Annotated in this window: 30 protein-coding genes; 20 read left to right on the top strand and 10 right to left on the bottom strand. The window is 67.6% G+C overall.

Going from position 1 to position 26,062, the window contains the following annotated elements; genetic code table 11:
• A complete protein-coding gene (locus tag QH948_RS06830; RefSeq protein WP_281146074.1) occupies positions 1–399 on the bottom strand; it encodes a hypothetical protein in 399 nt (132 codons plus the stop codon).
• A gap of 122 nt (positions 400–521) precedes the next feature.
• Here QH948_RS06830 and QH948_RS06825 point away from each other — a divergent pair, with 122 nt between their 5' ends.
• The 8 genes from QH948_RS06825 to QH948_RS06795 all read left to right on the top strand — a co-directional run bounded on the left by QH948_RS06825 (position 522) and on the right by QH948_RS06795 (position 5,564).
• The gene (locus tag QH948_RS06825) at positions 522–683 is read left to right on the top strand and encodes a hypothetical protein (protein WP_219079745.1); all 162 of its coding nucleotides are present in this window, start codon (positions 522–524) and stop codon (positions 681–683) included.
• 838 nt (positions 684–1,521) lie between these two features.
• Positions 1,522–2,073, top strand: a complete 552-nt coding sequence (locus QH948_RS06820) for a hypothetical protein (protein ID WP_281146073.1) — start codon at positions 1,522–1,524, stop codon at positions 2,071–2,073.
• A 13-nt stretch (positions 2,074–2,086) separates the two neighbouring features.
• Complete coding sequence (locus QH948_RS14090; protein WP_348634947.1) at positions 2,087–2,563, top strand: helix-turn-helix domain-containing protein; 477 nt, start codon at positions 2,087–2,089, stop codon at positions 2,561–2,563.
• 4 nt (positions 2,564–2,567) lie between these two features.
• A complete protein-coding gene (locus tag QH948_RS06815) occupies positions 2,568–2,813 on the top strand; it encodes a hypothetical protein (RefSeq protein ID WP_255555829.1) in 246 nt (81 codons plus the stop codon).
• Positions 2,810–3,289: an IS30 family transposase gene (locus QH948_RS06810; protein ID WP_348634954.1), complete on the top strand. Its 480-nt coding sequence runs from the start codon at positions 2,810–2,812 to the stop codon at positions 3,287–3,289. Before QH948_RS06815 ends, QH948_RS06810 begins: the two co-directional genes overlap by 4 nt.
• A gap of 259 nt (positions 3,290–3,548) precedes the next feature.
• Positions 3,549–4,208, top strand: a complete 660-nt coding sequence (locus tag QH948_RS06805; RefSeq protein ID WP_281146072.1) for a VOC family protein — start codon at positions 3,549–3,551, stop codon at positions 4,206–4,208.
• Positions 4,209–4,271: 63 nt separating this feature from the next.
• On the top strand, positions 4,272–5,180 hold the full coding sequence (gene yddG, locus QH948_RS06800; protein WP_281146071.1) for an aromatic amino acid DMT transporter YddG: 909 nt from the start codon (positions 4,272–4,274) through the stop codon (positions 5,178–5,180).
• Positions 5,181–5,204: 24 nt separating this feature from the next.
• Positions 5,205–5,564, top strand: a complete 360-nt coding sequence (locus QH948_RS06795) for a DUF2200 domain-containing protein (protein ID WP_219079750.1) — start codon at positions 5,205–5,207, stop codon at positions 5,562–5,564.
• A 1-nt stretch (position 5,565) separates the two neighbouring features.
• Here the strand turns inward: QH948_RS06795 and QH948_RS06790 are convergent, their stop codons facing one another.
• Genes QH948_RS06790 through QH948_RS06780 form a run of 3 tightly spaced genes read right to left on the bottom strand, consistent with a single transcriptional unit; the run spans position 5,566 to position 8,597 of the window.
• Positions 5,566–6,306, bottom strand: a complete 741-nt coding sequence (locus tag QH948_RS06790; RefSeq protein ID WP_281146070.1) for a class I SAM-dependent methyltransferase — start codon at positions 6,304–6,306, stop codon at positions 5,566–5,568.
• 52 nt (positions 6,307–6,358) lie between these two features.
• Positions 6,359–7,465: an AI-2E family transporter gene (locus QH948_RS06785; RefSeq protein ID WP_281146069.1), complete on the bottom strand. Its 1,107-nt coding sequence runs from the start codon at positions 7,463–7,465 to the stop codon at positions 6,359–6,361.
• A gap of 40 nt (positions 7,466–7,505) precedes the next feature.
• Positions 7,506–8,597, bottom strand: coding sequence for an LLM class flavin-dependent oxidoreductase (locus QH948_RS06780; RefSeq protein WP_281146068.1), 1,092 nt, complete (start codon positions 8,595–8,597; stop codon positions 7,506–7,508).
• A gap of 113 nt (positions 8,598–8,710) precedes the next feature.
• On the opposite strand from QH948_RS06780, the gene QH948_RS06775 reads away from it, so the two are divergent.
• From QH948_RS06775 to QH948_RS06755, 5 genes are all read left to right on the top strand, one after another.
• On the top strand, positions 8,711–9,427 hold the full coding sequence (locus QH948_RS06775; RefSeq protein WP_281146067.1) for a YggS family pyridoxal phosphate-dependent enzyme: 717 nt from the start codon (positions 8,711–8,713) through the stop codon (positions 9,425–9,427).
• A 120-nt stretch (positions 9,428–9,547) separates the two neighbouring features.
• Positions 9,548–10,939: an ABC transporter substrate-binding protein gene (locus tag QH948_RS06770; protein ID WP_281146066.1), complete on the top strand. Its 1,392-nt coding sequence runs from the start codon at positions 9,548–9,550 to the stop codon at positions 10,937–10,939.
• A gap of 73 nt (positions 10,940–11,012) precedes the next feature.
• Positions 11,013–11,981, top strand: a complete 969-nt coding sequence (locus QH948_RS06765; protein ID WP_281146065.1) for a carbohydrate ABC transporter permease — start codon at positions 11,013–11,015, stop codon at positions 11,979–11,981.
• A gap of 1 nt (position 11,982) precedes the next feature.
• Positions 11,983–12,843 carry a carbohydrate ABC transporter permease gene (locus QH948_RS06760; RefSeq protein WP_281146064.1) on the top strand — a complete coding sequence of 287 codons (861 nt, stop codon included), beginning with the start codon at positions 11,983–11,985 and terminating at the stop codon, positions 12,841–12,843.
• A 282-nt stretch (positions 12,844–13,125) separates the two neighbouring features.
• On the top strand, positions 13,126–13,539 hold the full coding sequence (locus QH948_RS06755) for a hypothetical protein (protein ID WP_281146063.1): 414 nt from the start codon (positions 13,126–13,128) through the stop codon (positions 13,537–13,539).
• A gap of 124 nt (positions 13,540–13,663) precedes the next feature.
• Here the strand turns inward: QH948_RS06755 and QH948_RS06750 are convergent, their stop codons facing one another.
• Positions 13,664–14,095 carry a VOC family protein gene (locus tag QH948_RS06750; protein ID WP_281146062.1) on the bottom strand — a complete coding sequence of 144 codons (432 nt, stop codon included), beginning with the start codon at positions 14,093–14,095 and terminating at the stop codon, positions 13,664–13,666.
• 55 nt (positions 14,096–14,150) lie between these two features.
• Between QH948_RS06750 and metX the strand changes: the two genes are divergently transcribed.
• Positions 14,151–15,293, top strand: a complete 1,143-nt coding sequence (gene metX, locus QH948_RS06745) for a homoserine O-acetyltransferase MetX (protein WP_281146061.1) — start codon at positions 14,151–14,153, stop codon at positions 15,291–15,293.
• Positions 15,290–15,892: a methionine biosynthesis protein MetW gene (metW, locus tag QH948_RS06740; protein WP_219079775.1), complete on the top strand. Its 603-nt coding sequence runs from the start codon at positions 15,290–15,292 to the stop codon at positions 15,890–15,892. Before metX ends, metW begins: the two co-directional genes overlap by 4 nt.
• A gap of 40 nt (positions 15,893–15,932) precedes the next feature.
• On the opposite strand, the gene QH948_RS06735 is transcribed toward metW, so the two are convergent.
• Entirely contained in the window at positions 15,933–16,853 is a 921-nt protein-coding gene (locus QH948_RS06735) for a 5'-3' exonuclease (RefSeq protein ID WP_281146060.1), read from the bottom strand.
• Between the two features lie 203 nt (positions 16,854–17,056).
• On the opposite strand from QH948_RS06735, the gene lnt reads away from it, so the two are divergent.
• Genes lnt through QH948_RS06720 form a run of 3 tightly spaced genes read left to right on the top strand, consistent with a single transcriptional unit; the run spans position 17,057 to position 19,903 of the window.
• Positions 17,057–18,571 carry an apolipoprotein N-acyltransferase gene (gene lnt, locus QH948_RS06730; RefSeq protein ID WP_281146059.1) on the top strand — a complete coding sequence of 505 codons (1,515 nt, stop codon included), beginning with the start codon at positions 17,057–17,059 and terminating at the stop codon, positions 18,569–18,571.
• Between the two features lie 31 nt (positions 18,572–18,602).
• Positions 18,603–19,385: a polyprenol monophosphomannose synthase gene (locus QH948_RS06725; RefSeq protein ID WP_281146058.1), complete on the top strand. Its 783-nt coding sequence runs from the start codon at positions 18,603–18,605 to the stop codon at positions 19,383–19,385.
• Positions 19,386–19,429: 44 nt separating this feature from the next.
• Positions 19,430–19,903 carry an FxsA family protein gene (locus tag QH948_RS06720; RefSeq protein WP_281146057.1) on the top strand — a complete coding sequence of 158 codons (474 nt, stop codon included), beginning with the start codon at positions 19,430–19,432 and terminating at the stop codon, positions 19,901–19,903.
• 59 nt (positions 19,904–19,962) lie between these two features.
• Here the strand turns inward: QH948_RS06720 and QH948_RS06715 are convergent, their stop codons facing one another.
• A complete protein-coding gene (locus tag QH948_RS06715; RefSeq protein WP_281146056.1) occupies positions 19,963–20,304 on the bottom strand; it encodes an RNA polymerase-binding protein RbpA in 342 nt (113 codons plus the stop codon).
• Between the two features lie 59 nt (positions 20,305–20,363).
• Entirely contained in the window at positions 20,364–21,134 is a 771-nt protein-coding gene (locus QH948_RS06710; RefSeq protein WP_281146055.1) for a glycerophosphodiester phosphodiesterase family protein, read from the bottom strand.
• Positions 21,135–21,185: 51 nt separating this feature from the next.
• Here QH948_RS06710 and pdxY point away from each other — a divergent pair, with 51 nt between their 5' ends.
• Positions 21,186–22,040, top strand: a complete 855-nt coding sequence (gene pdxY / locus QH948_RS06705; RefSeq protein ID WP_281146054.1) for a pyridoxal kinase PdxY — start codon at positions 21,186–21,188, stop codon at positions 22,038–22,040.
• Here pdxY and QH948_RS06700 read toward each other — a convergent pair whose 3' ends face one another.
• Positions 22,041–23,585, bottom strand: coding sequence for a UDP-N-acetylglucosamine 1-carboxyvinyltransferase (locus QH948_RS06700; RefSeq protein WP_281146053.1), 1,545 nt, complete (start codon positions 23,583–23,585; stop codon positions 22,041–22,043).
• 94 nt (positions 23,586–23,679) lie between these two features.
• Here QH948_RS06700 and lpdA point away from each other — a divergent pair, with 94 nt between their 5' ends.
• Entirely contained in the window at positions 23,680–25,080 is a 1,401-nt protein-coding gene (gene lpdA, locus QH948_RS06695) for a dihydrolipoyl dehydrogenase (protein ID WP_281146052.1), read from the top strand.
• 200 nt (positions 25,081–25,280) lie between these two features.
• Here lpdA and QH948_RS06690 read toward each other — a convergent pair whose 3' ends face one another.
• Positions 25,281–25,724, bottom strand: a complete 444-nt coding sequence (locus tag QH948_RS06690) for a PTS sugar transporter subunit IIA (protein ID WP_281146051.1) — start codon at positions 25,722–25,724, stop codon at positions 25,281–25,283.
• Between the last annotated feature and the right edge of the window lie 338 nt (positions 25,725–26,062).

The raw sequence follows: 26,062 nt of genomic DNA, 5'->3' as shown, positions 1-26,062 counted from the left end.
TCAGGCGGCTTCCTTCAGCTTCCTGGCATCCTTGACCGCGCGGTCGATGGAGGTGGCGAGCGGCTTCGGGCGGATGAACACCAGCACCACGACCGCAACGGCCGCCAGCGGGGCCAGCCACAGGTAGACGGGGGTCAGGGCGTCGTTGTGGGCGCCGACGATGATGCTCTGCACCGCGTCCGGCAGGGAGTGGACCAGCTCGGGCGTGAAGCTGCTCGTGTCTGCGACGCTCGCCGCGGCCTCCGCGGGCATGCGCTCCGCGAGGAGCCCGGCCAGGTTGGAGGCGAACACCGAACCGACGACCGGCTGGCGGCTCGTCTTGGTTGCTGGTTGAGCGGGTGGGTCTCGCGGGTACTTCGACCATCGAGTCGCTGCCGGGGCAGTCTCTGTCTCGTTCATGCCGTCGGTTCTCTTCTGAGTTGTGGACACCGGCGCTGCCCGCAAGGTTTCGCAGCATACAAAGGGGCTCCCCACGGAGCAGGCTGTGGCCGTCCGAGAGATACATGTGGGAGATTGGGAGCATGGACCCGCTCACAAGCATCGTCTTCACTGTCGTCACGGCCGCTGTCGCCTTCTACGTCCTCTACTGGGTGGTTCGAAGGGCTGTCGCCGGTGGGATCCGCGACGCCGCGAGCACTGCGGACATCGCTCCGGGGGCGACCACCAACGACGTCCCCCGGTAGCGCCGCGCGAACGGCACGCTTCTCCGCGTCGCGTTGCCCTCTTGGGACCCAGCGTCGCGGCGGTCAAGAGGCTGGGCTGCCAACCTCGTTCGTGGTGTCTGGGGTTCGCCGGCCGCCGGCAGTAGAGCAGATTGGCGGACTCGAGTGCTCGATACCGCACTGCCGCTGGGATACCAGTGGCAGCAGGCTGCGTCACAGACAGTCGGGGTCGCTTTCCCTGCAGGGTCCCCGGCCACAGGCATCCCGGTATGCGCCGAAGAGCCTCTGTCTTCACCTTCCCCCCGACGGATTCATCTGCCAGCTTCGCACAGTTCAGTGCCGTCTGCGCAGGGCCGGCCAGACCCAGTGCCCATATCGTGAATGTGCGATCCCTCCACCTCCACAGGGTGATGGATTGAACAATAAAGTATATTGCGGACTTCTTGACAAATACACTGGGATCGCGGCCCATCGCCGCGCACGACGCCACCACGGAACTCGTTCGGAGCAGACGACTTTCAGACGCCCACCCCGCGGGCATGCCAGGCAGATACCACCCGTTGCCGCCGCCAGATTCCCACTGCTAGTATGGCGAACACCTCAACGCGGAGGTCTGAGTTTCTAGGAGATTTTCTTGAATTGACACATTCAGCGAGCGCTTGCAGCATCCACTGCGGCTCTCAGCGCATGCGCGCTCCTCGTCCCGACCGGAGCATTCGCGTCAGATACAGTTAGCGAGAAGGAATTCATCGCACAGGTCACCGCCTACGCGGACGAACACCCGGCTGACGTCGAGGGTTTCCAGGAACTCGTCCGGTCACTGGGAGGCACGTCGACCGCTTCCACCCAAACTCTCTTCGTGGACGAGGTACCTGGACTCGACCCGACAACCGTGACCCCCGGAGGTCCGACGGCGTGCGGCAACTTCCCCGACGACGTGTTCACTGTGAGCATCGTCTCCGGGTCGGTCGGCACGACCAAGGTTGTGACGGGCTCCTTCAACTGGCGAGACAGCTTCTCCGGGCAGGGGGCACCGCTGGATTTCGCTGCGCTCCGGTTCAGCAGTGGCTGTGGGACCATGTCTGGACACGCCTCCTCGACCAAGAGCGTTACCGGTGCTTCAACCAAGCGCACATCGCTCCGATCTGCAGGTGTCGGCACCAACTCCCCGATCTGGAACGTCAACGCAACCACATCAGGGTTCGCAAATCAGGCTGACGTCGGCGCTTTCACGGTGAAGTACGACACCAAGGGATGCGGCTCCAAGAAGGTTCAGGCCGCCTTCGACTACGAAGCCAATCAGGGTGGATCAGTCGTCTCGGTCAGCGCCGGTTGGGGAGGCCTGAATATCGGCTACAACAGCGTTGGACTTGAGCTCACGAAGTCGTCCAAGGCAATCACCATCAACTGATTCACATCAGACAATGGTGGTGCAGGAGACATTGCCGGCACCACCATTGTCCGGTTCCTCCCCGAGCTACTCAGACCTACATTCCACGGAGACCACGTGGGCGGTGTCTTGGCGTCGTAGGAACACCCCCTGGCTGGCGTGGGCGATCGATCGGGGTGCTCGGATGGTGCGGATGGCGTTGTCGTTTTCTGATCGGTCGGATATCTCGACCGCGTCGGAGGCCGGCTGGGGAGTCCGGAAGCTCGCTCGTCACCTGGGTAGTTGCGCTTGGGCGATCTTCCGGGAGATCCACCGGAACACTACCAAGACTCGCGGCTGCCAGGCCGTGACCGCGGACGTGGCCGCGCAGCGCCGCCGTTCCCGCTTCCGGGCGCGGAAGGTCGCCGCCGACCCGGTGCTCCAGGCCCGCGTGGAAGCGGACCTGGCCGTCGTGGACCCCGAACGAGATCGCGGGCCACTTGCGTCTGGAAGCCGCAGACCCGACCGTTGAGCGCATGGGCAACTCTCCCGACGCAGCAGGCCGGACCGTCTCCGGCGAGGCGATCTACCAGTACATCTACGCCATCCCCCGCGGAGAACTCGCCCGCAAGGGCATCTTCCTGCAATCCAAGAGGACCACGCGGAAGCCGCGCACCACGGGCCGGTCACGGGGCGGGCCGATCATCGGAATGGTTCCACTCTCCGAACGGGGCGAGGACGCCGCCGAGCGCCGGTCCCCGGCCACTGGGAAGGGGACCTGATCATCGGGAAAAACGGCGCCTCCTGCGCGGCAACGCTGGTGGAGCGGATGAGCGGCTTCACCGGACTGCTGGCCCTGCCCTCGAAACACGCCGAACACGCTGCGGATACCGTTATCAAGTACTTCAACGCTCTGCCTGAGATGATGCGGGCCTCGCTGGCCTGGGACCAGGCAAGCGAGATGGCCCACTACGCCAAGGTCACCCTCGCGACCGCGATGCCGGTCTACTTCGCTGACCCCCACTCGCCCTGGCAGCGACCATCGAACGAGAACACGAACCGGCTCTACCGGGAGTACCTTCCCAAGGGCACGAAGATCCCCGATCATCAGCCCTACCTCACCGCGATCGCCGGGGAGATCAACAACCGCCCCCGCCGCCGGCTGGGCTACCTCACCCCGACAGAGGCATTTCACCCGGCTACTGGCCGGCGAACCCCATGTTGCTTCCACGCCTTGACACCACCGTGGACCACTTGAGGAGAGAACTCCAGAGCGCCTTCTCCTTCGGAGCAACCACTGCAAAGCGCCGGACATATGGCCGACTGAGCAGCGCTTCCCGTCGCCTTCATCAAGCGCGTCTCGTCGCTCCTTGACTACAAGCAGACGAGCCTGATCGTGACGGGCCGCGACACTCCGGGCTTCGGCCGGATCTCGCTGCACGCCTCGAGCGCCGCCGCCCTCGAGCGGCGGGCGCGCGCCGTGCTCGACGCCGGCGGGGTCGGCCGGTGGGTCGACGGTGACGCCACCGCGGGCATCGGGCGGACGTTGCACCCAGGACCCCGACGGACACCCGCTGGACCTGTACTACGACACCACCCGGTACACCGCCCCGGAGGCCCAGCGGCCCGCGCTGAAGAATCAGGCCCAGGCCAAGCCGAACCGCGGGGTGGGGGTCCGCAGGCTCGATCACGTGAACTTCCTCGCGGCCGACGTCCTCGCCAACTCGGACTTCCACGAGAAGCTGCTCGGCGGGCGCCCCACCGAGCAGATCCAGCTCGACTCCGGCCGCGTCGCGGCACGCTGGCTCAGCTACAACAACAAGTCATACGACGTGGTCTACACCGAGGACTGGACGGGTTCCCGCGGCCGCCTCCACCACATCGCCTTCGCCACCGACGAGCGGAACGACTTCCTGCGCGCCTGTGACCTCGCCATCGTCACGGGCATCCAGATCGAGACCGGGCTCCACAAGCACGCCATCCAGCAGACCTTCTTCCTCTACGTCTGGGAGCCGGGCGGCAACCGCATCGAGCTGTGCAACCCGCTCACGCGCCCCGTCCTCGCGCCCGACTGGCCGCTCGTGACCTGGACGGAGGCGGAACGGAAGAAGGGCCAGGCCTGGGGACTGAAGACCATCGAGACGTTCCACACCGTGGGCACGCCCTACGTCTCCTGACCGCCTGACGGACCGATCCGCTGGGGTGCCGCCCGCCGAATCCGGTCCCACTAGCGTGTGCGCATGCACTCCCGGCCGCCCGTCTCCCGCAGCGCCACGCTCATCGGACTGTCGGCGCTGGTGATCTGGGCAGGCTACGTCGGATTCATCCGCGTCGCCGCAGACGCCTTCGGCCCGACGCTCGGCGCGGCGCTGCTCTACACGCTGGCCGGGGCTGCGCTGTGGGTCACGCGGCGTCCCCGGTCCCTGTCCACCATGCCCCGTCGATACCTGCTGATCGGTGGGGGACTGTTCGTCTTCTACGAGGTGGCCGTGTCGCTGGCGATCGGGCTCGCGCACGGGCCGAACCAGGCCATCGAGGTCAGCATCGTCAACCACCTGTGGCCGACGCTGACCGTCCTCCTCACCGTCCTCATCAGGCCCGGCCGCCGCGGGGTGTGGGCGCTGGTCCCCGGCCTGGTCGTCGCGACGGCGGGCGTCGCCTGGGTCGTCGGCGGGGAACGGGGACTCAACCCGGTGGGCATCATCGCCAACATCGCGACGAACCCGTTGCCCTACGCCCTGGCGCTGAGCGGCGCCGTCGCCTGGGCCAGCTACAGCGTGCTGGTGCCTCCGCTCGCCAAGGGCCACGACGGCATCACGCTGTTCATGTGCTCGGTCGCGGTCGCGCTGTGGGTGCTGTGGCTCGCCGGCGGCGCGCCCGCCCCCGACGCCGTGACGGCGCGCGGCGTGCTCAGCCTGATCGCAGGCGCGGCGGTGATCGCCGCCGGGTACGCGTGCTGGAACGTCGGGATCGGGAAGGGCAACATGAACGTGCTGTCCGTCGCCTCGTATGCCGCGCCGGTCCTGCAGGCCGCGGCGGCCTCGATCATCCTCGGTGCCGCGCTGAGTCCCACGTTCTGGCAGGGTGTCGCGCTGGTCGCCGTCGGTTCCCTGCTCTGCTGGTGGGCCCTTCGGCGCGCGGGACGGTGACCCGCCCCCGCTACGATCGCCTCCATGGACACGAGCACGAGGAACGAGCGCGTCTACCGGATGCCTTTCGGATCGGTGTATCCGCACTACGTCAACAAGGTGGAGCGGAAGGGCCGCACGGTGGCCGAACTGCATCAGGTCATCTCGTGGCTGACCGGTTTCGACGACGACGACATCGCTCGGCTCGTCGCCGAGGAGACCAGCTTCGAGCAGTTCTTCGAGGAGGCCACCCTCAACCCGAACGCCTCCCTCATCACGGGAGTGGTGTGCGGAGTCCGGGTGCAGGACATCGAGGAGCCACTGATGCGCAAGCTGCGCTACATGGACAAGCTCGTCGACGAACTGGCCAAGGGCAAGGCGATGGAGAAGATCCTGCGCTCCTGATTCAGGGGCGCACCGCGCGGTAGGCCCGCGTGACATAGGGCAGCTCGACCGTCGCCTCCCCGACGGCTCTCACGGAGTCCAGCAGCCTCGACAACTCCCTGTCGATGCGCACCTTCTCCTCGGTCGTGGCCGTGATGAAGCCGCTGCGCGAGTGGACCATGGCCCTGACGCCCGCCCGGTCCACCGTGCGGGTCCAGCGCCAGGTGCGCGCCTCGAGCCCGGTGAAGGGCTCGTCGACGCGCGGGCCGCCGACGGCGTCCATCGTCTCGGCGGCGTTGGGACCGACGATCTCACCGAGGTCGGCGACCCAGCCGACGTTCTCATCGCGGAAGTTCCAGATCAGCCCGAGCGCGCCGCCCGCGCGCAGCACGCGGCCGACCTCCAGCGACGCGGCGGCCGGATCGACCCAGTGCCAGGCCTGGCCGAGCACGACCGCGTCGACGGAGTCGTCCGGGAGGGGGAGGGACTCGGCGGTGCCGAGGAACGTGGGCACGGACGGCACGGCCATGTTGAGTGCCACGAGCATCGCCGGGTCCGGGTCGACCGCCACCACCTGGGCTCCCAGCTGGCCGACGACCCGCGCCAGCTTGCCGGTCCCGGCTCCGACGTCGGCCACCCTGAGCGGGCGTCGGTCGGCAACGCGCTCCAGCAGCCAGGCGACCGCGTGCGGCGGGTAGTCGGGTCGGCCGGCCTCATAGGACGAGGCCGCCTGGCCGAAGGATCGGGAGAGATCAAGTGCCATGCCGCGACCCTACCGAGCCCTCAGACCGGGATGGTCTCCGCGGGGGAACGGCTCAGAGCTCAGCAGTCGTCTTGGCGTCCTGGACCGGGACGACCATCTCGTTGATGACCATGAGGATCGACGCGGTGATCGGCACGGCGATCAGCACGCCGAGCAGCCCGAGGAGCGCGCCACCCACAAGGGCTCCGATGAGCACAAGAGCGCCAGGTACGGACACGGCCTTGGTCATGATCCTTGGCGTCATCAGGTAGGCCTCGACCTGCATATACGCGAAGTAGACGATCACGAAGACGAGCGCGATCCACCCGACCGTGAAGAGTGCGACGATGCTGGCGATGATCCACTGCATGACAGAACCGATCATTGGGATCATTGTCACGACCAACGCCAGCGCCCCGAGCAGAGCGGCGAAGGGGACGCCGATGGCAGACAGCATCAGGAAACAGACCACAGCGTTGCAGAAAGCCAGGACGGCCATCCCGGAGACGTAGCCGCCGACGGCGGTCGTCAGCTGGTCTGTAACGCGGGAGACCCGCGGCCTCACGTAGGCAGGGCTCAACCGCACCACGGCCCCCTTGACCTGCTCAAGGGAGGCAAGGAAGTACAGGGTCAGGACGAGGGTCAGCAGACCGCCGGACAGCGCCTCGACGAAGCTGCTCCCGATGGCGAGCGCCCCGCCGCCGAGAGCCGCCAGGTTGGCGGGGTCGCTGATCCACCTCTGAAGCTGCGCTAGCAGCTCGCTATACAGGTCCGCCTGCCCTGTCGCATCGACGATCCGCTCGTACCAGGCCTGCTGTTCCAGCGAACGGATGAATGCCGGAGCCTGGACGATGAGCTCGCCGATCTGTGAGAAGGCCACCGGAACGACGATCGCCAGCAGGCCCACGATCAGCAGCGCGAACACGACGAACACGATGACGATGCCGAGGCCGCGGCCCACGCCGCGCTTCTGCAGCTTCTGGACGAGCGGCTCCAGTGCCATGGCGACGAAGAGAGCCACGCCGACGGTCACCAGCACCGAGGACAGGCTGGCGAGCGCACCGCCGAGGGCCAGCGCGATCAGGCCACCCACCGTAACGGTGAAGCCCAGCCGCAACGGGCCGGCGATGGCCCTGCGGGGGGTGCGGATCACATCGCCTGGCAGGTTCTCCTCTGACATGCCCATGACCCTAGTCCAGCGACGGGCGTGCGCACGCGGATCAGTACTCCGCGAGATGCTCCGCCAGCGTCGAGCCGGAGTAGTCCTCACGGAACAACCCCACGGCGGCCAGGGCGGGCACAACCTGGGTGGTGAACAACTCCAGGGACTGCCACGAACCGGCGGGCAACGCGATGAGCCCGTCGATGGCGCCGGAGCGCGCCCTCTCGACGATGGCGTTGACGGCATCGGCCACCGTGCCGACGATGCTCCAGTGCCGTGCCTTCCCGGCCCGTGGGACCAGGTCCGCGCGGCCGGCTAGCGCCTGCGCCGCCTCCCGGGTGTCGGCCAGACATACGGAGAGTCCCGGGAGTACGAGGGGCCGTCGTGGCCGCCCCAGCGAGTCCGCGGCGTCGTCAAGGCCCCGGACCTGCGCCAACCCCGTCTCCGCGTCGGGCTGCATCACGAACACGGCGGCGGCGTGCCGGGCGGCGAATCCCTCGGCGCCGGGGGCCGCCCCAGCGTGCAGGAGCGGAAGGCGCCGCTCGTCGCGGGCGGGCGTCGTCAGTGGCCCAGCGGACGCGTAGCGCCCGATCTGGGAGACACGTCGGATCCTGCGGACGTCGGCGAACTGACCGGTCGCGCGATCCATCCTCAGGGCGTCGGCGGGGAAGCTCTGGCGCAGCGACTCGACAACCTCGATGAAGTCGCTCGCGTTGGCCTGCGGATCCTGGGGGCGTCGGACATTGCCGTAGTTGTCGGCGCCACCCAGGGAGGCCATCACGTTCCAGCCGGCCCGCCCCCCGGAGACCAGGTCGAGCGACTGCAGCTGACGGGCAACTGTGTAGGGCTGGGCGTATGCCGCGGAGACCGACGCGATGAGCCCGATGTGCCGCGTGTGTGCCGCAAGGAGGCCCATGAGGACGAGTGGCTCAAGGCTGCTGAGGCCGGGCCCCTCCTCCAGGGCACGCGGGTCGAGCAACAGGGCGTCGGGTTTGAACACGAAGTCGAGATGGGCCGCCTCGGCCAGCCGGGTGACGTCGACATGGAAGTCCGCCGTGAAGAGCTCCTCGACGCGCGAGTCAGGGCGCCGCCAGGTGTCGCCGCGGAGCCACGACGGCGAAAGGCACAACCCGATCTTGAGGCGTCTCATCGAGGTCACTCTCTACAAGGTGAAGCTATTTGACAACCGACATTGCGCGATATTCGGCGCAGCGCCACTGTAGCCCAGGTCCGCGGACGGTGCCGACGTGGGAGGATGAACTCATGGTTGATTCCACCCCTGACAGCGGGTTCGCCACCCGGCTGAAGGCTATCCGCGAACGCATCGACCTGGCCGCCAGGTCCGCAGGCCGGAACCCCGTCGATATCCGGCTGCTCCCTGTGACCAAGACCGTGGAGTCGGCCCGGCTGCGGGAGGCCGTCGCGGCCGGCTGCCGCCGACTGGGGGAGAACAAGGTGCAGGAGGCGGCCCGCAAACACCACGAGTTGTCCGACCTGGACATCGAGTGGGCGGTGATCGGCCATCTGCAGACCAACAAGGCGCGCAACGTCGCCGCCTTCGCGACCGAGTTCCAGGCGCTCGACTCACTGCGGCTGGCCGAGGCCCTGGACCGGCGCCTCCAGGCGGCGGGGCGCGGGATGGTCGTGCTCGTCCAGGTCAACACCTCCGGAGAGGCGAGCAAGTCCGGCGTCGCGCCGGGGGAGACCCTCGACCTACTGCGAGCGCTCCGGCCGTTTTCGTCGCTGCGCGTCAACGGGCTCATGACGCTGGCGGCCCGGTCCGAGGACGAGGAGTCCGTCCGGCGCTGCTTCCGGCTGCTGCGCGAGCTTCGCGACCGCGGGCGGGACGAGTCACTGGTGGGCGACGGAGAGCTGTCCATGGGGATGTCCGGAGATTTCGAAGCAGCCGTCGAGGAGGGCGCGACCTGCGTGCGGATCGGAACTGCCCTCTTCGGCGTGAGAGCGCTTCCCACGAAGTGAGCCGCGTGCGTGGTACGCGATACCCATCGTTACAATAATGTGACTCCTTCATGTTCCTACTAGGCCCGATGCGGCCTATTGTCACCTGCATAGACCGACCACAGGAACAAAGGAGTCACCGTGGCACGTCGCAGAATCCCCGCGATCCTGCTGGCCTCAGGAGTCGCAGTTTCCGCGCTTCTGACCGCCTGCGCAGATACCCAGCAATCGAGCACGACCACCGCCGAGGCCACCACCTCCGGGAGCGCCGGCGAGGCCGGCTCGTTCGACTGCTCGCCCTATGAGGCCTTCGGCGATCTGAACGGCACGACCGTGACCGTCTACACGTCGATCGTCGCCCCCGAGGACCAGCCGCACATCGATTCGTGGAAGCCCTTCGAGGACTGCACGGGCGTCGACGTGCAGTACGAGGGCTCGAAGGAGTTCGAGGCCCAGCTCATCGTGCGCGTCAAGGGCGGCAACGCGCCCGACATCGCGTACGTCCCGCAACCCGGCCTTCTGCAGACCCTGGTCCACGACACCGGCAAGGTCGTCGCCGCTCCCGACGCGACCGCGGCCAACGTCGACGAGTTCTTCGACCCCGCCTGGAAGGAGTACGGCTCCGTCGACGGGACCTTCTACGCCGCCCCGCTGGGCGCGAACGTGAAGTCGTACGTCTGGTACTCGCCCAAGGTCTTCGCGGAGAAGGGCTACGAGACTCCGGAGACGTGGGACGACCTGATGGCGCTGACCAAGCAGATCGCCGCCGACGACCCTGACGCCAAGCCTTGGTGCGCGGGCTTCGGATCGGGCGACGCCACCGGCTGGCCCGGCACCGACTGGCTCGAGGATGTGCTGATGCGCACGGCCTCCCCGGAGGTCTACGACCAGTGGGTCGCGCACGAGATCCCGTTCAACGACCCGCAGGTCGTGGAGGCTCTCGACACCGTCGGCGCGATCCTCAAGGACAGCGCCTACGTCAACGGCGGCTTCGGCGACGTGAACTCCATCGCGACCACCACGTTCCAGGACGGCGGACAGCCCATCCTGACCGGTGGGTGCTACCTGCACCGCCAGGCGTCCTTCTACGCCGCCAACTGGCCGGAGGGCACCGACGTCTCCGAGAATGGCGACGCGTGGGCGTTCTACCTGCCGGCCGTCGACCCGAGCGCCGCGAAGCCGGTCCTCGGCGGTGGCGAGTTCGTCGTTGCCTTCGCTGACCGCCCAGAGGTGCAGGCGTTCCAGACCTACCTCTCCAGCGCGGACTGGGCCAACGAGAAGGCGAAGGACACCCCGAACGGTGGCTGGGTCTCGGCGAACAAGGGCCTCGACATCAACAACCTCGTCTCTCCGATGGACCAGCTGTCGGCCTCGACGCTGCAGGACGAGGCGGCGGTGTTCCGCTTCGACGGTTCCGACATGATGCCTGCCAAGGTGGGAGCCGGCACCTTCTGGAAGGGCATGACCGACTGGATCACCGGCCAGTCCACGCAGGACACCCTCGACTTCATCGAATCGTCCTGGCCTTCGTGACCCCATCTGACTCGGCCGGTGGGGCGGGCCTGAGAGCCGCCCCACCGGCGTCCGTCCGGACAGGAGACACTCCGTGAACCAGATCGTTGACAAGTTCCTCGCGATGTTCGTCGCGATCGCGCTATTCGCCGTGGTTGTCGCCCTCATCGTGGGCATCGCCTGGCTCGTCGGCCGGCTGCGCTCGCGCTCGTCGGACCGGCTGCAGGGGGTCGTCTACGTCGCCCCAGTCGTCCTCATGCTCGCAGCCGGGCTGGTGTACCCGGCGCTCCTGACGATCCGCCAGGCCTTCGGCGGCCCGACGGGCGACGTCGGCTTCAGCCTGACCAACTTCGCGAACATCTTCACGAGCCCAGAGCTGCTGCGCCCGTTGATCAACACGGCCGTCTGGGTGATCGCGGTGCCGGTGCTCGCCACGGTGGTCGGGCTGGCCTACGCCGTGCTGGTGGACCGGTCCCGCTTCGAGGCCTTCGCCAAGGCCCTCATCTTCCTGCCCATGGCCATCTCCATGGTCGGCGCATCCATCATCTGGAAGTTCGTCTACGAGTACCGCCCGGCCGGCGCTGCCCAGACGGGCCTCTTCAACGCCATCATCACGACCTTCGGGGGAGACCCCGTCGACTTCATGCAGTCGCGGCCGTGGAACACCTTCTGGCTCATCGTCGTCATGGTGTGGATCCAGGCCGGCTTCGCCATGACCGTCCTCTCGGCCGCCATCAAGGCCATCCCGGACGAAGTCGTCGAGGCAGCCAAGATCGACGGCAGCACCGGCTGGCGGCTCTTCCGCAGCATCACGCTGCCAAGCATCCGCGGGTCAGTCGTCGTCGTGCTGACGACCGTGGGCATCGCCACCCTGAAGGTATTCGACGTCGTGCGGACCATGACCGGCGGCCAGTTCGACACCTCGGTGCTCGCGCTGGAGTTCTACAACTACTCGTTCAGGTACTTCGAGTACGGCACGGGAGCCGCCATCGCGGTCCTGCTGTTCATCCTCGTGCTGCCGATCGTCATCTACAACGTCATCCAGATGAGGAGGGACGCCTGACATGGCAAGGACCGCAGCGGGCAACGCCGCCCGCGCCATCTCGTCCCCTTGGGCCTCCGTGGTGGCCGTCCTGCTCGCCGTGGCCTGGACGACGCCGACCCTCGGGCTGCTCATCACGTCCTTCCGTACGCAGGAGGACATCCAGACCACCGGCTGGTGGACAGCGTTCACGAACCCCTGGTTCACCATGCGCAACTACCAGGAGGCGCTCTTCGGGGGCTCCACGAGCCTGATCGACTACTTCATCAACTCGATCGTGATCACCATCCCTGCGGTGATCATCCCGCTGCTGCTCGCAGCCCTCGCCTCCTATGCGATCGCGTGGACGAAATTCCCCGGCCGCGACTGGCTGTTCGTCGGCATCTTCGCCCTGCAGATCGTCCCGCTGCAGGTGGCGCTGATCCCGCTGCAGCAGGTCTACAACGTGCTGGAGTTGACGCCGTTCTGGCGGGTCTGGCTCTCGCACTCCATCTTCGCGCTGCCGCTGGCGGTGTTCCTGCTCCACAACTTCATGAAGGACCTGCCGCCCGACCTCATGGAGGCGGCAAGGGTCGACGGCGCAGGGCACAACCAGATCTTCTTCCGCATCATCCTCCCGCTGATGAAGCCAGCACTGGCGAGCTTCGGCATCTTCCAGTTCCTGTGGGTCTGGAACGATCTGCTCGTCGCGCTGATCTTCGCCCCGTCGCGGCAGAACGCGCCGCTGACGGTCCGCGTCGCAGAGATGTCCGGCACCCTCGGCGGCCAGTGGTACCTGCTGTCCGCCGGCGCGTTCATCTCCATGATCGTGCCGGTCATCGTGTTCCTGTCGCTGCAGAAGTACTTCGTCCGCGGCCTCCTGGCGGGCGGCCTGAAGGGGTAGGCGAGGCCCGTCGGCGACGTAACCTTCTCGGAGCCGGAGCCTGCCCCACAGCCACCTCCTCCGACACCGTCCAGGGGCATCGAGCTCGGACCTGTCCGCCGGGCCGGATCTGATCGGGGCGGCCAGCCTCTGGATGGGGTGATCCGATCCGCCAGCTCTACTTGGAGGCCCGCGCCTGCATGCGGTCGCGCGATACGTCGATTGCGGCGAGGCGAGGAACACCTGCGCGGCGATCCACCGGCCCGGAACTGAGGGTTCCGGTTCGGTGATTAGCTGGGGTTCATGAAGCGGTGGGTGCTTGCATTCCTGAGCGCACTACTTGTGGCTGCTGTCGCGTTGTCTGCCGTGGCGTTTTGGCAGCTTTGGTGGACCCCGAAAACTGTCTATTCGTGCGACGGGCTGCCCAGTGGCGCCTCAACGCCTGTGGTCGCTGCTCAGGAGTTCACGGATGCCCTGGTCTCCTCAGACCCTGCCGCCATGTGTGCGGTCCTGGTCGACAAGCTGACCGATGAGCAACTGGAAGAACTGGCAGTGGAGGTCCGCGAGCAGTTGGGAGCGCCCTCCTCGGCGGATCAGGTCCAGATGCGGCTGGGTGACGAAGACGGCAGCAGGTCCACGCTCACTCTGGAGGGACCGGGTGGCACCGTTGAAATGTCCGTCTTCTTCTTCTACAACTGGTACAGGGTCGAACTATGACGTTCCCGAGTGATTGGCGGAGTATTCGCCATGATCGACAGCGGTGCTCCTGAGGCGTCCGTCGAGGTCTGCAAAGTCGGGCGTATCGCGTCATGCCGTGCCAACGGTCGGTGTCGCGGCGCCTTCAGATGACGCAGAACTCGTTGCCCTCCGGGTCCGCCATCACGATCCAATGGCCGAGCATCGGGTCGTCGAAGACCAGCGTCTCGGTCGCACCGGCGGCCACCAGCTCGTCGGCCTTCGCGCGCAGCGCGCCCCTGTCCTTGCCCTCGGCCGACTCGCTGACGACCACGTCCAGATGGAGCCGGTTCTTCGCTGTCTTCGGCTCGGGGACCTTCTGGATGAAGATGCGGGGACCGGCGCCGGTCGGGTCGACGATCGCGTTGGCGTCGTTCCACCGCTCCTCGGGCAGCCCCCAGGCGGTCAGCGCCTCCTCCCACGTGGAGTGCGGGGCGGGCGGGTCCTCCCTGCGGTAGCCGAGGGCCAGTGCCCAGAACTCGCCGAGGGCGGTGGGGTCACTCGCGTCGAGGGTCAGGTGAAAGGGGTGTCTACTCATCTGCCCACGATGAACGAGCGGATCGCCGCGGTCAAGAGTTTGCAACAATGACCGCGTGACTAGCTCCGCTGCCGAAGGCCTTGGCGTGGTCGAGACGCACACCGCGCGCGTGTTCGACGCGGGCGACCCGCTGGTGCTCGCGAGCGGGGCCACTCTGCCGCGCGTCGACGTGGCCTACGAGACGTACGGGACCCTCAACGACGAACGCAGCAACGCGATCTACATCTGCCACGCGCTGACCGGCGACGCGCACGCCGCCGGCTACCACGTCGGCGACACCCGCCCCGGCTGGTGGGACAACCTCATCGGGCCCGGCCGCCCGATCGACACCGACCGCTGGTTCGTGGTGGCCTCCAACATCCTGGGTGGCTGCCAGGGCACCACGGGGCCGTCGTCGATCGACCCGCGCACCGACCGGCCGTATGAGCTGAACTTCCCGCTGCTGGACATGGCCGACTTCGTCTCGGTGCACCGCGGCCTCGCCCGTCATCTGGGCATCGAGCGGTTCGCCGCCGTCGTCGGGGGATCGCTCGGCGGAATGCAGGTACTCCAGTGGGCCCTGACCCACCCCGAGGACCTCGACCGGGCCGTGATCCTGGCTGCCTCGAGTCGGCTCACGGCTCAGAACATCGCCTTCTCGGCGGTAGGGCGCCAGGCGATCATGCGGGACCCGGACTTCCACGACGGCCGCTTCATCTCGCAGGGCGCCTTCCCCGGCAAGGGGCTGTCGGTGGCGCGGATGATGGCGCATATCACCTACCTCTCCGAGGAGGCATTCCAGGAGAAGTTCGGCCGCTCTCCACAAGAGGGCGAGCTGTCGCCGAACTTCGGCGTCGACTTCGCCGTCGAGAGCTATCTCGAGCACCAGGGTCAACGGTTCCTCAGCCGCTTCGACCCGCTCAGCTACCTGTACCTGACCAGGGCGATGGACTACTTCGACCCCTTCTCGCGCGACGGAGCGCTCGACCTGCTGGTCGCGGACCCCGTCCGTTTCCTCATCATGAGCTTCGACACCGACTGGCGGTTCTCCACCGCTCACTCGCGGCGGATCGTGCGCCACCTGGAGGGGGCTCGGCTGCCGACCTCGTTCAGGGAGATCTCCTCGCCGTGGGGGCACGACTCTTTCCTGCTGGAGATCGATGACTACCACGCCTCGGTGCGGGCATTCATGGACCGGGCGGCGGAGGAGATCGCATGAGCCTGCAGTTCCGGGCGGACCTCACACTGATCGCCGACCTCGTGCCCGAGGGGTCACGCGTGCTGGACCTCGGCTGCGGCAACGGGGACACTCTGCAGCTGCTCGCGGAGAAGGGCTGCACAGGCGTCGGAGTCGACCTCGACCCCGTCAACGTGCTGGCATGTCTGCGGGCCGGGGTCGACGTGATCGAGCTCGACCTCGATACCCAGCTCACCGAGTTCGGCGACGACAGTTTCGACTTCGTCGTGCTCTCGCGCACGCTGCAGACCGTGCACCGGCCGCGCGAGGTCCTCCGTGAGATGGGCCGCATCGCCGTGCACTCGGTGGTGTCCATGCCGAACTTCGCCTACTGGCGCAACCGGCTGCGGCTGCTGGGCGGCCACATGCCTATGTCGAAGGACCTCCCGTACCACTGGTACGACACGCCCAACCTCCACCACTCCTCGCTGCCGGATCTGGAGCCGCTTTTCCGGAGCCTAGAGATGGAGATCGACCGGCGGATCCCGCTCGACGCGGAGGGCCACCCGCACCGGCTCGGCAATCTCGCGGCCAACTGGGCGGCGAGCTCGTCGCTGTACCTGCTGCACGCCCGGCGCTGACGCGGCCCGCGATGCCGGGGAGAGCCTCGTGCGGAGGCTCTCAGGACGCGGAGGGCTCCTGGCCGGCTGCGAGGCGGTGGTCGGCCAGCCGCCGCAGCGAGCCGCCAAGGGAGAGGGCCTTCGTCAGGTCGTCCACCCGGCCCTGGTCGACGGGGGTGTACGTAGGCGTGGGAATGGCCAGGTCCCTGACGACCGTGACGACCTCCCTGGCGCGAGCCAGGTAGTCGACGTCGGCCAGCAGTTTCGACCTCACCGACGGCGTCATGGCCGACGCCGGGTCGGCCGCGGCCTCGACCATCGCCTCGAGGGTGGGATAGCGCTCGACCAGCGTTGCTGCACTCTTCTCGCCGATGCCCTTCACGCCCGGCAGCCCATCGGAGGGGTCGCCCCGGAGCACCGCGAAGTCGACATATCGCCCTGCGACGAGGTCGTACTTCGCCCTGAGCAGATCCGGTGTGACGAGCTCGTGCTTAGCCACGCCGCGGGCGACGTACACCACCGACGTTTCGTCGTCGACGAGCTGGAACAGGTCGCGGTCGCCGGTGACGACCAGCGTCCGGCCGTCGTGCCGGGCCGCCAGCGACGCGAGGACATCGTCCGCCTCGTGGTGCTTCGCCCCGATGACGGGGATCCCGACGGCCGCCAGGCAGGCCCGGATATGGGGGACCTGCCAGCCGAGGTCGTCGTCGGCCTCCTCCACGGCGCCGTCCGCCGTCACCTCGGCGACGCGGTGGGTCTTGTACGAGGGCACGAGGTCCACCCGCCACTGCGGGCGCCAGTCATCGTCCCAGGCGCAGGCGAGCTGATCGGGCCCGTACTGGGTCGCAAGCCTCGAGATGAAGTCCATCGTGCCGCGAATCGCGTTGACCGGGTGCCCATCGGGGGAGCGGAAGCTGGCGGGCACGCCGAAGAACGCGCGGAAGTACAGGTACGACGTGTCGAATGCCATCAGCGTTGCCATGGCGCAATCGTGGCATGCTCGTCTGCGCCGTGCTGCTCGGCCTCGCCGGGCAGTCGGGTACTACCTGCTCGGGGGGCAGGCATGGGGAGGCGTATTCCCGGTTTACGCGCCGCAGTGGATGGACCTGCTGACCAGCACCGCACAGCCGCAGGCGCCCGCTGCCGGCCGACGGGCGACCCGACACGCTCGGGTAGAGTGCCCCCGTGCCGACCCGCCCCACCCTCCATCCGGTCCTCTCGCTCGCACTCGCCGTCGCCTCCGGGCTGCTGATCGGCGCAGGACAGGCCCCCATGGGGCTGTGGCCGCTGACCATCCTCGGGGTGGCCGGATTCACGTGGCTCCTGATCGACCGCAGCCCCGGTCGTGCGTTCGGCCTCGGCTACCTGACCGGCGCCGCGATGAACACGCTCACGGTGTCGTGGATCTCGGTGCTGGGGGCCGCCGTGGGCGTCGCGCTGATCGCGTTCCTCGCGCTGTGGTGGGGCCTCCTCGGCCTGTTCATCTCTCAACTCCTGCGGCTGCGCTGGTGGCCGCTCCTGGTACCGCCCGCATTCGTGGCGATGGAGTACGCCTCCGGCAAGGTCCCCTTCGGCGGGTTCTCCTGGTCCCGGCTCGGCTACACGGCCGTCGACACCCCGCTGAGCGGCTGGTACGCCTGGATCGGGCTGGCGGGCGTGAGCCTGCTCGTCGCTGTCCTCGGCACGACCCTGCTGTACGTCGCGCTGGATCGGGCCAGGTGGCGCCGCGGAGCGGCCGTGGTGCTCACGCTTTTCGTCGTCGGCGGCCTCCTGAACCTCGTACCCCGGGCCACCCCGCAGGAGTCCGTCACGGTCGCGATGGTGCAGCCGAACGTCAACCGGAACGAGCACGGCACCTCCAGCTACGCCCGCTCCGTGACCAACAACGCCCTCAGCGAGACCATCTTCGCCGTCGCGACGGCGCGCACGCAGGCCACGGACATCGACTTCGTGCTGTGGCCGGAGAACGCGACCGACGTCGACCCGATCAACGACGCGGAGACCCGATCGCTGGTGGAGACCGCGGCATCACTGGCGCAGGTGCCCATCCTCGTAGGTGCCGTGACCGACGGCGAGCAGGAGGACACCCGGCAGACCACCAGCATCTGGTGGGACCCGGTCGACGGCCCTGGCTCGACGTACCACAAGCGCGATCTCGTCCCCTTCGGCGAGTGGATCCCCTTCCGTGACTTCCTGCTGCCCCGGCTGCCCATCCTGAAGCAGATCGGGAGACAGTCGATCCCCGGGGACGCACCCGGAGTGGTGACGGCCCCGCTGCTCGGGCACCCGAACCTGCAGATCGGCACCATCATCTGCTTCGAGCTTGCCTACGACGACACGAGCTATGAGACCGTGCTCGCTGGGGCTCAGCTCATCGTCAGCCAGTCCAACACCAATACCTACGGCGGCACCTTCCAGGTGTCTCAACAGCTCACGATCAACCGCGTGCGGGCGATGGAACTCGGACGGGAGGTCCTCGCCTCGACGCTCAACTCGGTGTCGTCGCCGATCGACACGCACGGCCGAGTGCTGGACCCGACCACCGAGTTCACGTCGGCCACCCGCTTCGCGGAGGTCCCGCTGCGCTACAACGTGAACCTGTCGGTACACGTGGGCCCGGCCATCTCGGTGGGGGCGGGCGTCCTGACGCTCGTCGCTTTCGCCTGCGCGGTCGTCATGGGCCGTCGCCGGGCCAAGTAACATGGTGGGACAACCGACACAGAGGAACTTCATGACCAGCGAGGAATCGCTCGACCGGGTGCTCGTCATCATCCCGACCTACAACGAGTCGCAGAACATCGAGAGCATCACGAACCGGCTGCGCCGCTCAGTGCCCGACGCGCACATCCTGATCGCGGACGACAACTCCCCGGACGGCACCGGTGACATCGCGGACCGCCTCTCGTCGGACGACGACCATATCCACGTCATGCACCGCAAGGGCAAGGAGGGCCTCGGGGCCGCCTACCTGGCCGGATTCCACTGGGGCCTCGACGAGGGCTACGACATCCTGGTCGAGCACGACGCGGACGGCTCGCACCAGCCCGAGGAACTTCCCCGGCTGCTGCAGGCGATCCGGGCAGGAGCCGACATGGTCAAGGGGTCCCGTTGGGTCAAGGGCGGTTCCGTCATCAACTGGCCGAAGAGCCGCCAGTTCATCTCCCGCGGGGGGTCGCTCTGGACCCGGCTGTGGCTCGGTATCCCCGTGAAGGACGCGACGGGCGGCTTCAACGCCTTCCGTGCCTCCACGCTGCGCGGCATCAGCCTCGATGAGGTCGCCTCCGCCGGCTACTGCTTCCAGATCGACCTTGTCTGGCGAGCCATCAGGAACGGCTACACCGTCGTCGAGGTGCCCATCGAGTTCGTCGAGCGGGAGTTCGGGGACTCCAAGATGAGCCGCAACATCGTCGTCGAGGCACTGCTCCGCACGACGCTGTGGGGCATCGAGTACCGCGCGAAGCAGCTGTTCGGGCTCGGCAGGAAGGCCTCCCGCCAGCTGCTCCGGAAGGCGTGAGTGACGTGAGGGAACGAGGGTCGACGTGGCCCCTCCTAATCCCCGTGCTGGTCCTGCTCCTGATGGTCGGCGCGGAGATCGCGGCCCTCGTGTGGGTCGCCGGCGAGCTCCGCTGGTGGACGCTGGTGCTGCTGGCCGTCTCGGCCGTGCTCGGCCTGGCGCTGATGCGCTGGCAGTGGTCGAAGGTGTGGGGCGCGCTTGTCGAGTCCGCCCGCACCGGCCACCTGCCACCCGGCAAACTCGCCGACGCCTCGCTCATCCTCATCGGCGGCCTGCTGCTGCTGATCCCCGGGGTGATCAGCGACGTCTTCGGGCTCCTGCTGCTGATCCCGTTCACCCGCCAGTTCGTGCGCTCCGGGCTCAGCTGGTTCGCCGGCCGCACCCTCCGCAGGGCGGGGCAGTCCGGCGGGGTCGTGATAGAGGGCGAGGTCGTCACCGGCACGACGACCACGACCGACGACACCCTGATCCCCGGGGTCATCGAGGGCACCGTCGTGGATTCACGCGACGACGACTGACCCCCGACAAGCGCAACGCCCCGGCCAGCGGGCCGGGGCGTTGTCGGTGTCTCGCGGACCTAGTAGATCCGGTCCGACTCGCGCAGCTTGGTCAGCTGCTCGGACAGGATCTCCTCAAGCTCGGGGATCGAACGCCGTTCACGCAGCATGTCCCAGTGGGTCCGAACTGGCTTCGTGACCTTCTCCTCGCCGACGACTCCATCGGATCGCACGGCCGTGAGGCCGCACTTCTTGCATTCCCACTCGGTGGGAAGGTCTGCCTCGACGGAGAACGTCACCTCGAAGTGGTGCCCCTTGGGACAGTCGAACGCGAGACTCTGACGCTCAGCGAACTCGACGCCCTGCTCATCCTCGAAGGTCTTCGAGCCGAGGCCGACGCCGCGCAGTGCACGATCTGCCATATTTTCCCCTCCTTCGTCTACTCACAGATGACAACGCGTCGGGGTGCCGAAACGTTCCCTCAACGAGTAGACCACATACCCCGTGCACGGAGGACGCCTTTGAGCAGATCCGGCCGGTCAGTCATGATCCCGTCGACGCCCCAGTCGATCAGGCGGTGCATCGTGGTGGGCTCGTCGATCGTCCAGACGTGGACCCGGCGGCCGGTGGAGTGGATGCGTTGGATGTTGCGCGGCGTCACCAGGTCCACGTTGACGGGGCCGACGGTGAACTTCATGGGCATCTGGAAGACCTGCCCGTTGGGGGGCATCGTGCCCATCGCCAGGGCCGCCACACCCACGGTGGACACCGCCGTCGGGACCTCCGGCAGGCCCGCCCGGAAGCGGCGGATCGACGTGCGGCTGAACGAGCCGACGCACACCCTCCGCTCGGCGCAGTGGCGACGGATGGCGTCGATCAGCGGCTGCATGGCGGTCGGCTGCTTGATGTCGATGTTGAAGTTGATGTCGGGGAAGGTGTCAAGCAGCTCGTCGAGCGAGGGGATCGGTTCCCGGTCCCCGACGCGCAGCTCCAGCACCTCGTCCAGCGGCAGGTCGGACAGCGACCCGGTGTAGCCGGTCACGCGCTCAAGGTCGGCGTCGTGGAAGGCGACGAGATGCCCGTCCGCCGTGACGTGCACGTCGGTCTCCAGGTACGTGAAACCGAGCGCGACGGCGTTGCTGAACGCCTTCACCGTGTTCTCGATGCCCAGGTTCGCGGTGAGCAGCGCGCCGCCCCGATGCGCCATCGCAATAAACTTCGGAGCGAGGTAGTCCGTGTGCACCTGTGCCATGAACCGGGAGTCTAGTGCCGGGCGTTCGTCGGCAGTGCAAGGATGGTCCGCATGACCACCGTGCTCTCGATCCAGTCGGCCGTCGCCTATGGCCACGCCGGCAACTCCTCAGCCGTCTTCCCGCTCCAGCGACTGGGCGTCGATGTATGGCCCGTCTACACCGTCAACTTCTCCAACAACACCAGCTACGGCTCCTGGCGCGGCCCGCTGCTGCCGGCCTCAGACGTGTGGGAGGTCGTGCAGGGCATCGACGACCGCGGCGTCCTCGACCAGGCCGACGCACTGCTGTGCGGCTACCTCGGGACTCCGGAAGTCGGCCAGGTGATCCTCGACTCCGCGGGCCTGGTCAAGGAGCGCAACCCCCGCGCGGTGTTCTGCGCCGACCCAGTGATGGGCGACGTCGGCCGCGGCTTCTACGCGCGCCCCGGCATCCCGGAGTTCTGGCGCGACAGCGTCGTGGAGAAGGCGGACATCATGACGCCGAACCTGTTCGAGCTCGAGTTCCTCGTCGGCCGCACCACGTCGACGCTGGCCGAGGTCGTCGAGGCCGCCGCCGAGCTGCGAGCGCGCGGCCCGAAGATCGTCGTCGTGACGTCGGTGGTGGGGGAGGGGATGCCCGACGACGTGGTCCGCATGCTGGCCCTCGGCGACGACGGCGCCTGGATCGTCGAGACGCCGCTGCTCGAACGTACCTTCACGGGGTCCGGCGACCTGACCACCGCCATGTTCCTGGCCCACTGGCTGCGGGACAAGGACCTTGGCGGCGCACTCGGCGCGACCGCGTCGATCGTCTACTCCGTCCTCGAGGCGACGGCGGCCGCCGAGCACCGTGAGCTCCGGCTCGTGGCGGCGCAGGAGGACATCGTCGCGCCGCGCCACCGGTTCGAGGCGACGCGCCTCAGCTGATCAGTCGTCGGAGTCCGGGGTGCCCCAGAAGATCTTGATGTTGGCGCCCAGCGCGTTGAGGCGGTGCGGCAGGTCCTCGTAGCCGCGGTTGATGACGTAGACGTCCATCAGGTTCGTGGTCCCACGGGCCGCCATGGCGGCCAGCAGCACGCACACCGCGGGGCGCAGCGCTGGGGGAGTGTCGATGTCGCGGCCGCGCCACTTCGTCGGGCCGATGATCAGCAGCCGATGCGCGTCCATCAGCTGGATGTTGGCGCCCAGCGCGGACAGCTTCGACAGGTGGATCGCGCGGTTGTCGTATACCCAGTCGTAGATGACGCTCTGCCCGGTTGCCGTCGCGCAGATGACGGCGAAGAACGGCAGGTTGTCGATGTTCAGGCCCGGGAACGGCATCGGGTGGATCTTGTCGAGCGGCGCCCGCAGCTCCGACGGGATGACGGTGACGTCGACCAGCCGGGTCTTGCCGTTGAGGCTCGGGTACTCGGGGGAGACGACGAACTTCTGGCCCATCTCGTCGAGGACGGCGAACTCGACCTCGAGGAACTCGATGGGGCAGCGGCGCACGGTGATCTCGGAGCGGGTCACGATGCCGGCAGTCAGGAGGCTCATGGCCTCGATCGGGTCCTCGGAGATGTGGTACTCGACGTCCGCCGAGATGTGCTCGATGCCGCGGATGGTCAGCGTCGTGGTGCCGATGCCGTCGACCTCGATGCCGAGGCGCTGCAGGAAGAAGCACAGGTCCTGGACCATGTAGTTGCCCGAGGCGTTGCGGATCACGGTCACGCCGGGGATGCCGGCGGCGGCCATCAGGGCGTTCTCGGTGACGGTATCACCGCGCTCGATCAGCGTGATGCGCCGTTCCTGCGGGCGCTGGTCGGCGACGGTGGCGTGGTAGGCGCCCTCGGTGGCCTCGACCGTCAGGCCGAAGCGCTGCAGCGCGGCCAGGTGCGGGTGCACCGTGCGGGCGCCGAGGTCGCAGCCGCCGGCGTAGGGGAGGCGGAAGTCGGGGAACTCGTGCAGCAGCGGGCCGAGGAACATCAGAATGGAACGGGTGCGTCGCGCGGCGCGCTCGTCCATGTCGTCGAGGGTCAGCACGTCGGGGCGCACGATCTCCAGGTCGTTGCCGTCGCCCATCCAGGTCAGCTGCACGCCGATGGAGGCGAGCACCTCGCAGATGCGGTCGACCTCCTCGATGCGGGCGATGCCTCGCAGGACCGTGCGGCCGTGGTTCAGCAGACTGGCGCACAGCAGCGCCATCGCAGCGTTCTTGGAGGTGCGCACGTCGATCTCGCCGGACAACGTCGTGGGACCCTCGATCCTGAGGTTCACGTCGCCCTGCGTGGCCGTCTGGATGAGCGGCATCTCGAGAGCCTCGGCAAGCCGGTTGATCATGCTGAGCGACAGGTTCTGCTGCCCGGTCTCGATGCGGTGCACCGCGCTCTGTACCGTCCCGAGCTCGTCGGCGAGCCGCTTCTGCGACCAGCCGCGGGCCGTTCGCCCGTCGCGGATCATTCGACCGACAGATTCACTCGTTGCACTGCTCATACCCAGCAGACTATCTCATGGATGAGATAAAGCCACATCCTAGCTCCGGTCGCAGTGTCCAAAAGTCCCGCCCGGCATGGCTAGAGTGAGCCCCATGAGCTCTGCATACGATGTCGTTGTCCTCGGCGCCGGCCCCGGTGGGTACGTAGCCGCCATCCGCGCCGCCCAACTCGGCCTCAAGGTCGCCATCATCGAGAAGCGCTACTGGGGCGGTGTCTGCCTCAACGTCGGCTGCATCCCGACCAAGTCCCTGCTGCGCAACGCCGAACTGGCGCACATCTTCAACCACGAGAAGGACACGTTCGGCATCGAAGGCGACGTCACCTTCAACTACGGCAAGGCCTTCAAGCGCAGCCGCCAGGTCTCGGAGCGGATGACCAAGGGCATCCACTTCCTGATGAAGAAGAACAAGATCGACGAGATCGACGGCTGGGGCACCTTCGTCGACGCCAACACCATCGAGGTCGTCGGGGACGACGGCTCGAAGCAGAGCGTCACGTTCACCAACGCGATCGTCGCGGCTGGCGCCACCACCCGCATGCTGCCCGGCACTTCGCGCTCCGCGAACGTCGTGACCTACGAGGAGCAGATCCTCTCCGACGCCGTGCCCGGCTCCATCATCATCGGCGGCTCCGGCGCCATCGGCACCGAGTTCGCCTACGTGCTCAGCCAGTTCGGTGCCAAGGTCACCATCGTCGAGTACCTCGACCGCATGGTGCCGACCGAGGACGCGGAGATCTCCGCCGAGCTCGCCAAGGCCTACAAGAAGCTCGGCATCACGGTGCTGACCTCCACCAAGGTCGAGACCATCGAGGACACTGGTTCGGGCGTGCGGGTCACCGTCAGCCCGGCCGCCGGGGGAGCGTCCCAGGTCCTCGAGGCCGACCGCTTCCTCTCGGCCGTCGGCTTCGCGCCGCGCGTCGAAGGCTACGGCCTGGAGAAGACGGGCGTGGAGCTCACGGAGCGCAAGGCCATCGCGATCGACGACTTCATGCGCACCAACGTCGCGAACATCTACGCCATCGGCGACTGCACGGGCAAGATGATGCTGGCGCACACCGCCGAGGCCCAGGGCATCGTCGCGGCCGAGACCATCGCCGGCGTCGAGACGCACCCGATCAACTACGACATGATCCCGCGCGCCACCTACTGCCAGCCGCAGGTCGCCTCGTTCGGCTACTCGGAGCAGCAGGCCAAGGACAAGGGCTACGAGGTCAAGGTCGCCAAGTTCCCGTTCGCGGCCAACGGCAAGGCCTGGGGGCTTGGCGACGGCGGCGGCTTCGTGAAGATCGTCGCGGACGCCCGCTACAACGAGATCCTCGGCGCCCACATGATCGGCCCCGATGTCACCGAGCTGCTGCCCGAGCTGACGCTGGCGCAGGCCTTCGACCTGACCGCCGACGAGGTCGCGTCGAACATCCACGCGCACCCGACGCTGTCGGAGGCCATCAAGGAGGCCGCGCACGGCATCGCCGGCCACATGATCAACTTCTGATCGAATCCGCCAGCGGGCGACTGCGACGCAACACGACTCGGCCCGGGCCTGATGGCCCGGGCCGAGTGCCGTGTGCGGGGAGTCGCGATGAGCACGACACACTTGTCGTTGCGTCTGGCAGCGTTCACATGGGCGTTTCGGGCCGACGAGCAGGAGGATGTGCTCATCGAGACCTGGTCGGTGACGGTGACCGGAGGCGTTCAGACGGTGAAGATCGGGTCACCGGCGACGACGTCGGTGCCGTTGGCCAGCGGCGTGATCGAGTCGGGCGCGTGGTCCATCGCCACGACGACGACGGTCGTACTGATCTCCGGGTCGTCGATGTCGCCGGGAACCCAGGCGACGATGGGGGAGCCGGCCTTGACCGTCGCGCCCTTGGCGGCCAACACCTCGAAGCCACGGCCCTGGAGCCGCACCGTGTTGATGCCGATGTGCACCAGGATCCCGACCTCTCCGTCAACCAGCAGGATGAAGGCGTGAGGATCAACCTTCAGGAGCATCCCGTCGGCGGGCGCCACGACCTCGGCATATCCGGGAGGCGGATTGATTCCGACGCCCGGCCCGACGATCTGCCCGGCGAACGTCGGGTCGCCGACCTCGGTGATCGGGATGACGTGTCCTGGACACGGCGCGAGTACCTGCATGGGTGAACCTCGGTTCTACATCGATGCCTGCCAGCGACCTTAGCGCCGGCGCGACACCGCGGGAAGGCCCGACGCCCAAACGCCCTGAACACACCGATAAAAGTCCGATAAGCCACATTATGTCATTCTGGCTGACGAAATCCTCATCACCTCACAAGCCCCACAACCCGACGTAGAACACCGTCCCGTCCGACCGCGACGACGGGCCTGTGGTCGGGTCGATGAGCAAGTACAACAACCAATCCGCCGCCATGCCCCCAGTCCACAGGGCGCAGCCCCCGCAGCGAAGCAGACTCGCCGAACCGGCAACACGACCTACCCGGCAGAGGCGGCCGTGC

This window comes from Tessaracoccus lacteus (assembly GCF_029917005.1).
Classification (GTDB): Bacteria; Actinomycetota; Actinomycetes; order Propionibacteriales; family Propionibacteriaceae; genus Arachnia; species Arachnia lactea.
Note: the sequence above shows the minus strand (reverse complement) of the source record. Positions and strands in the feature narration are given on the sequence as shown.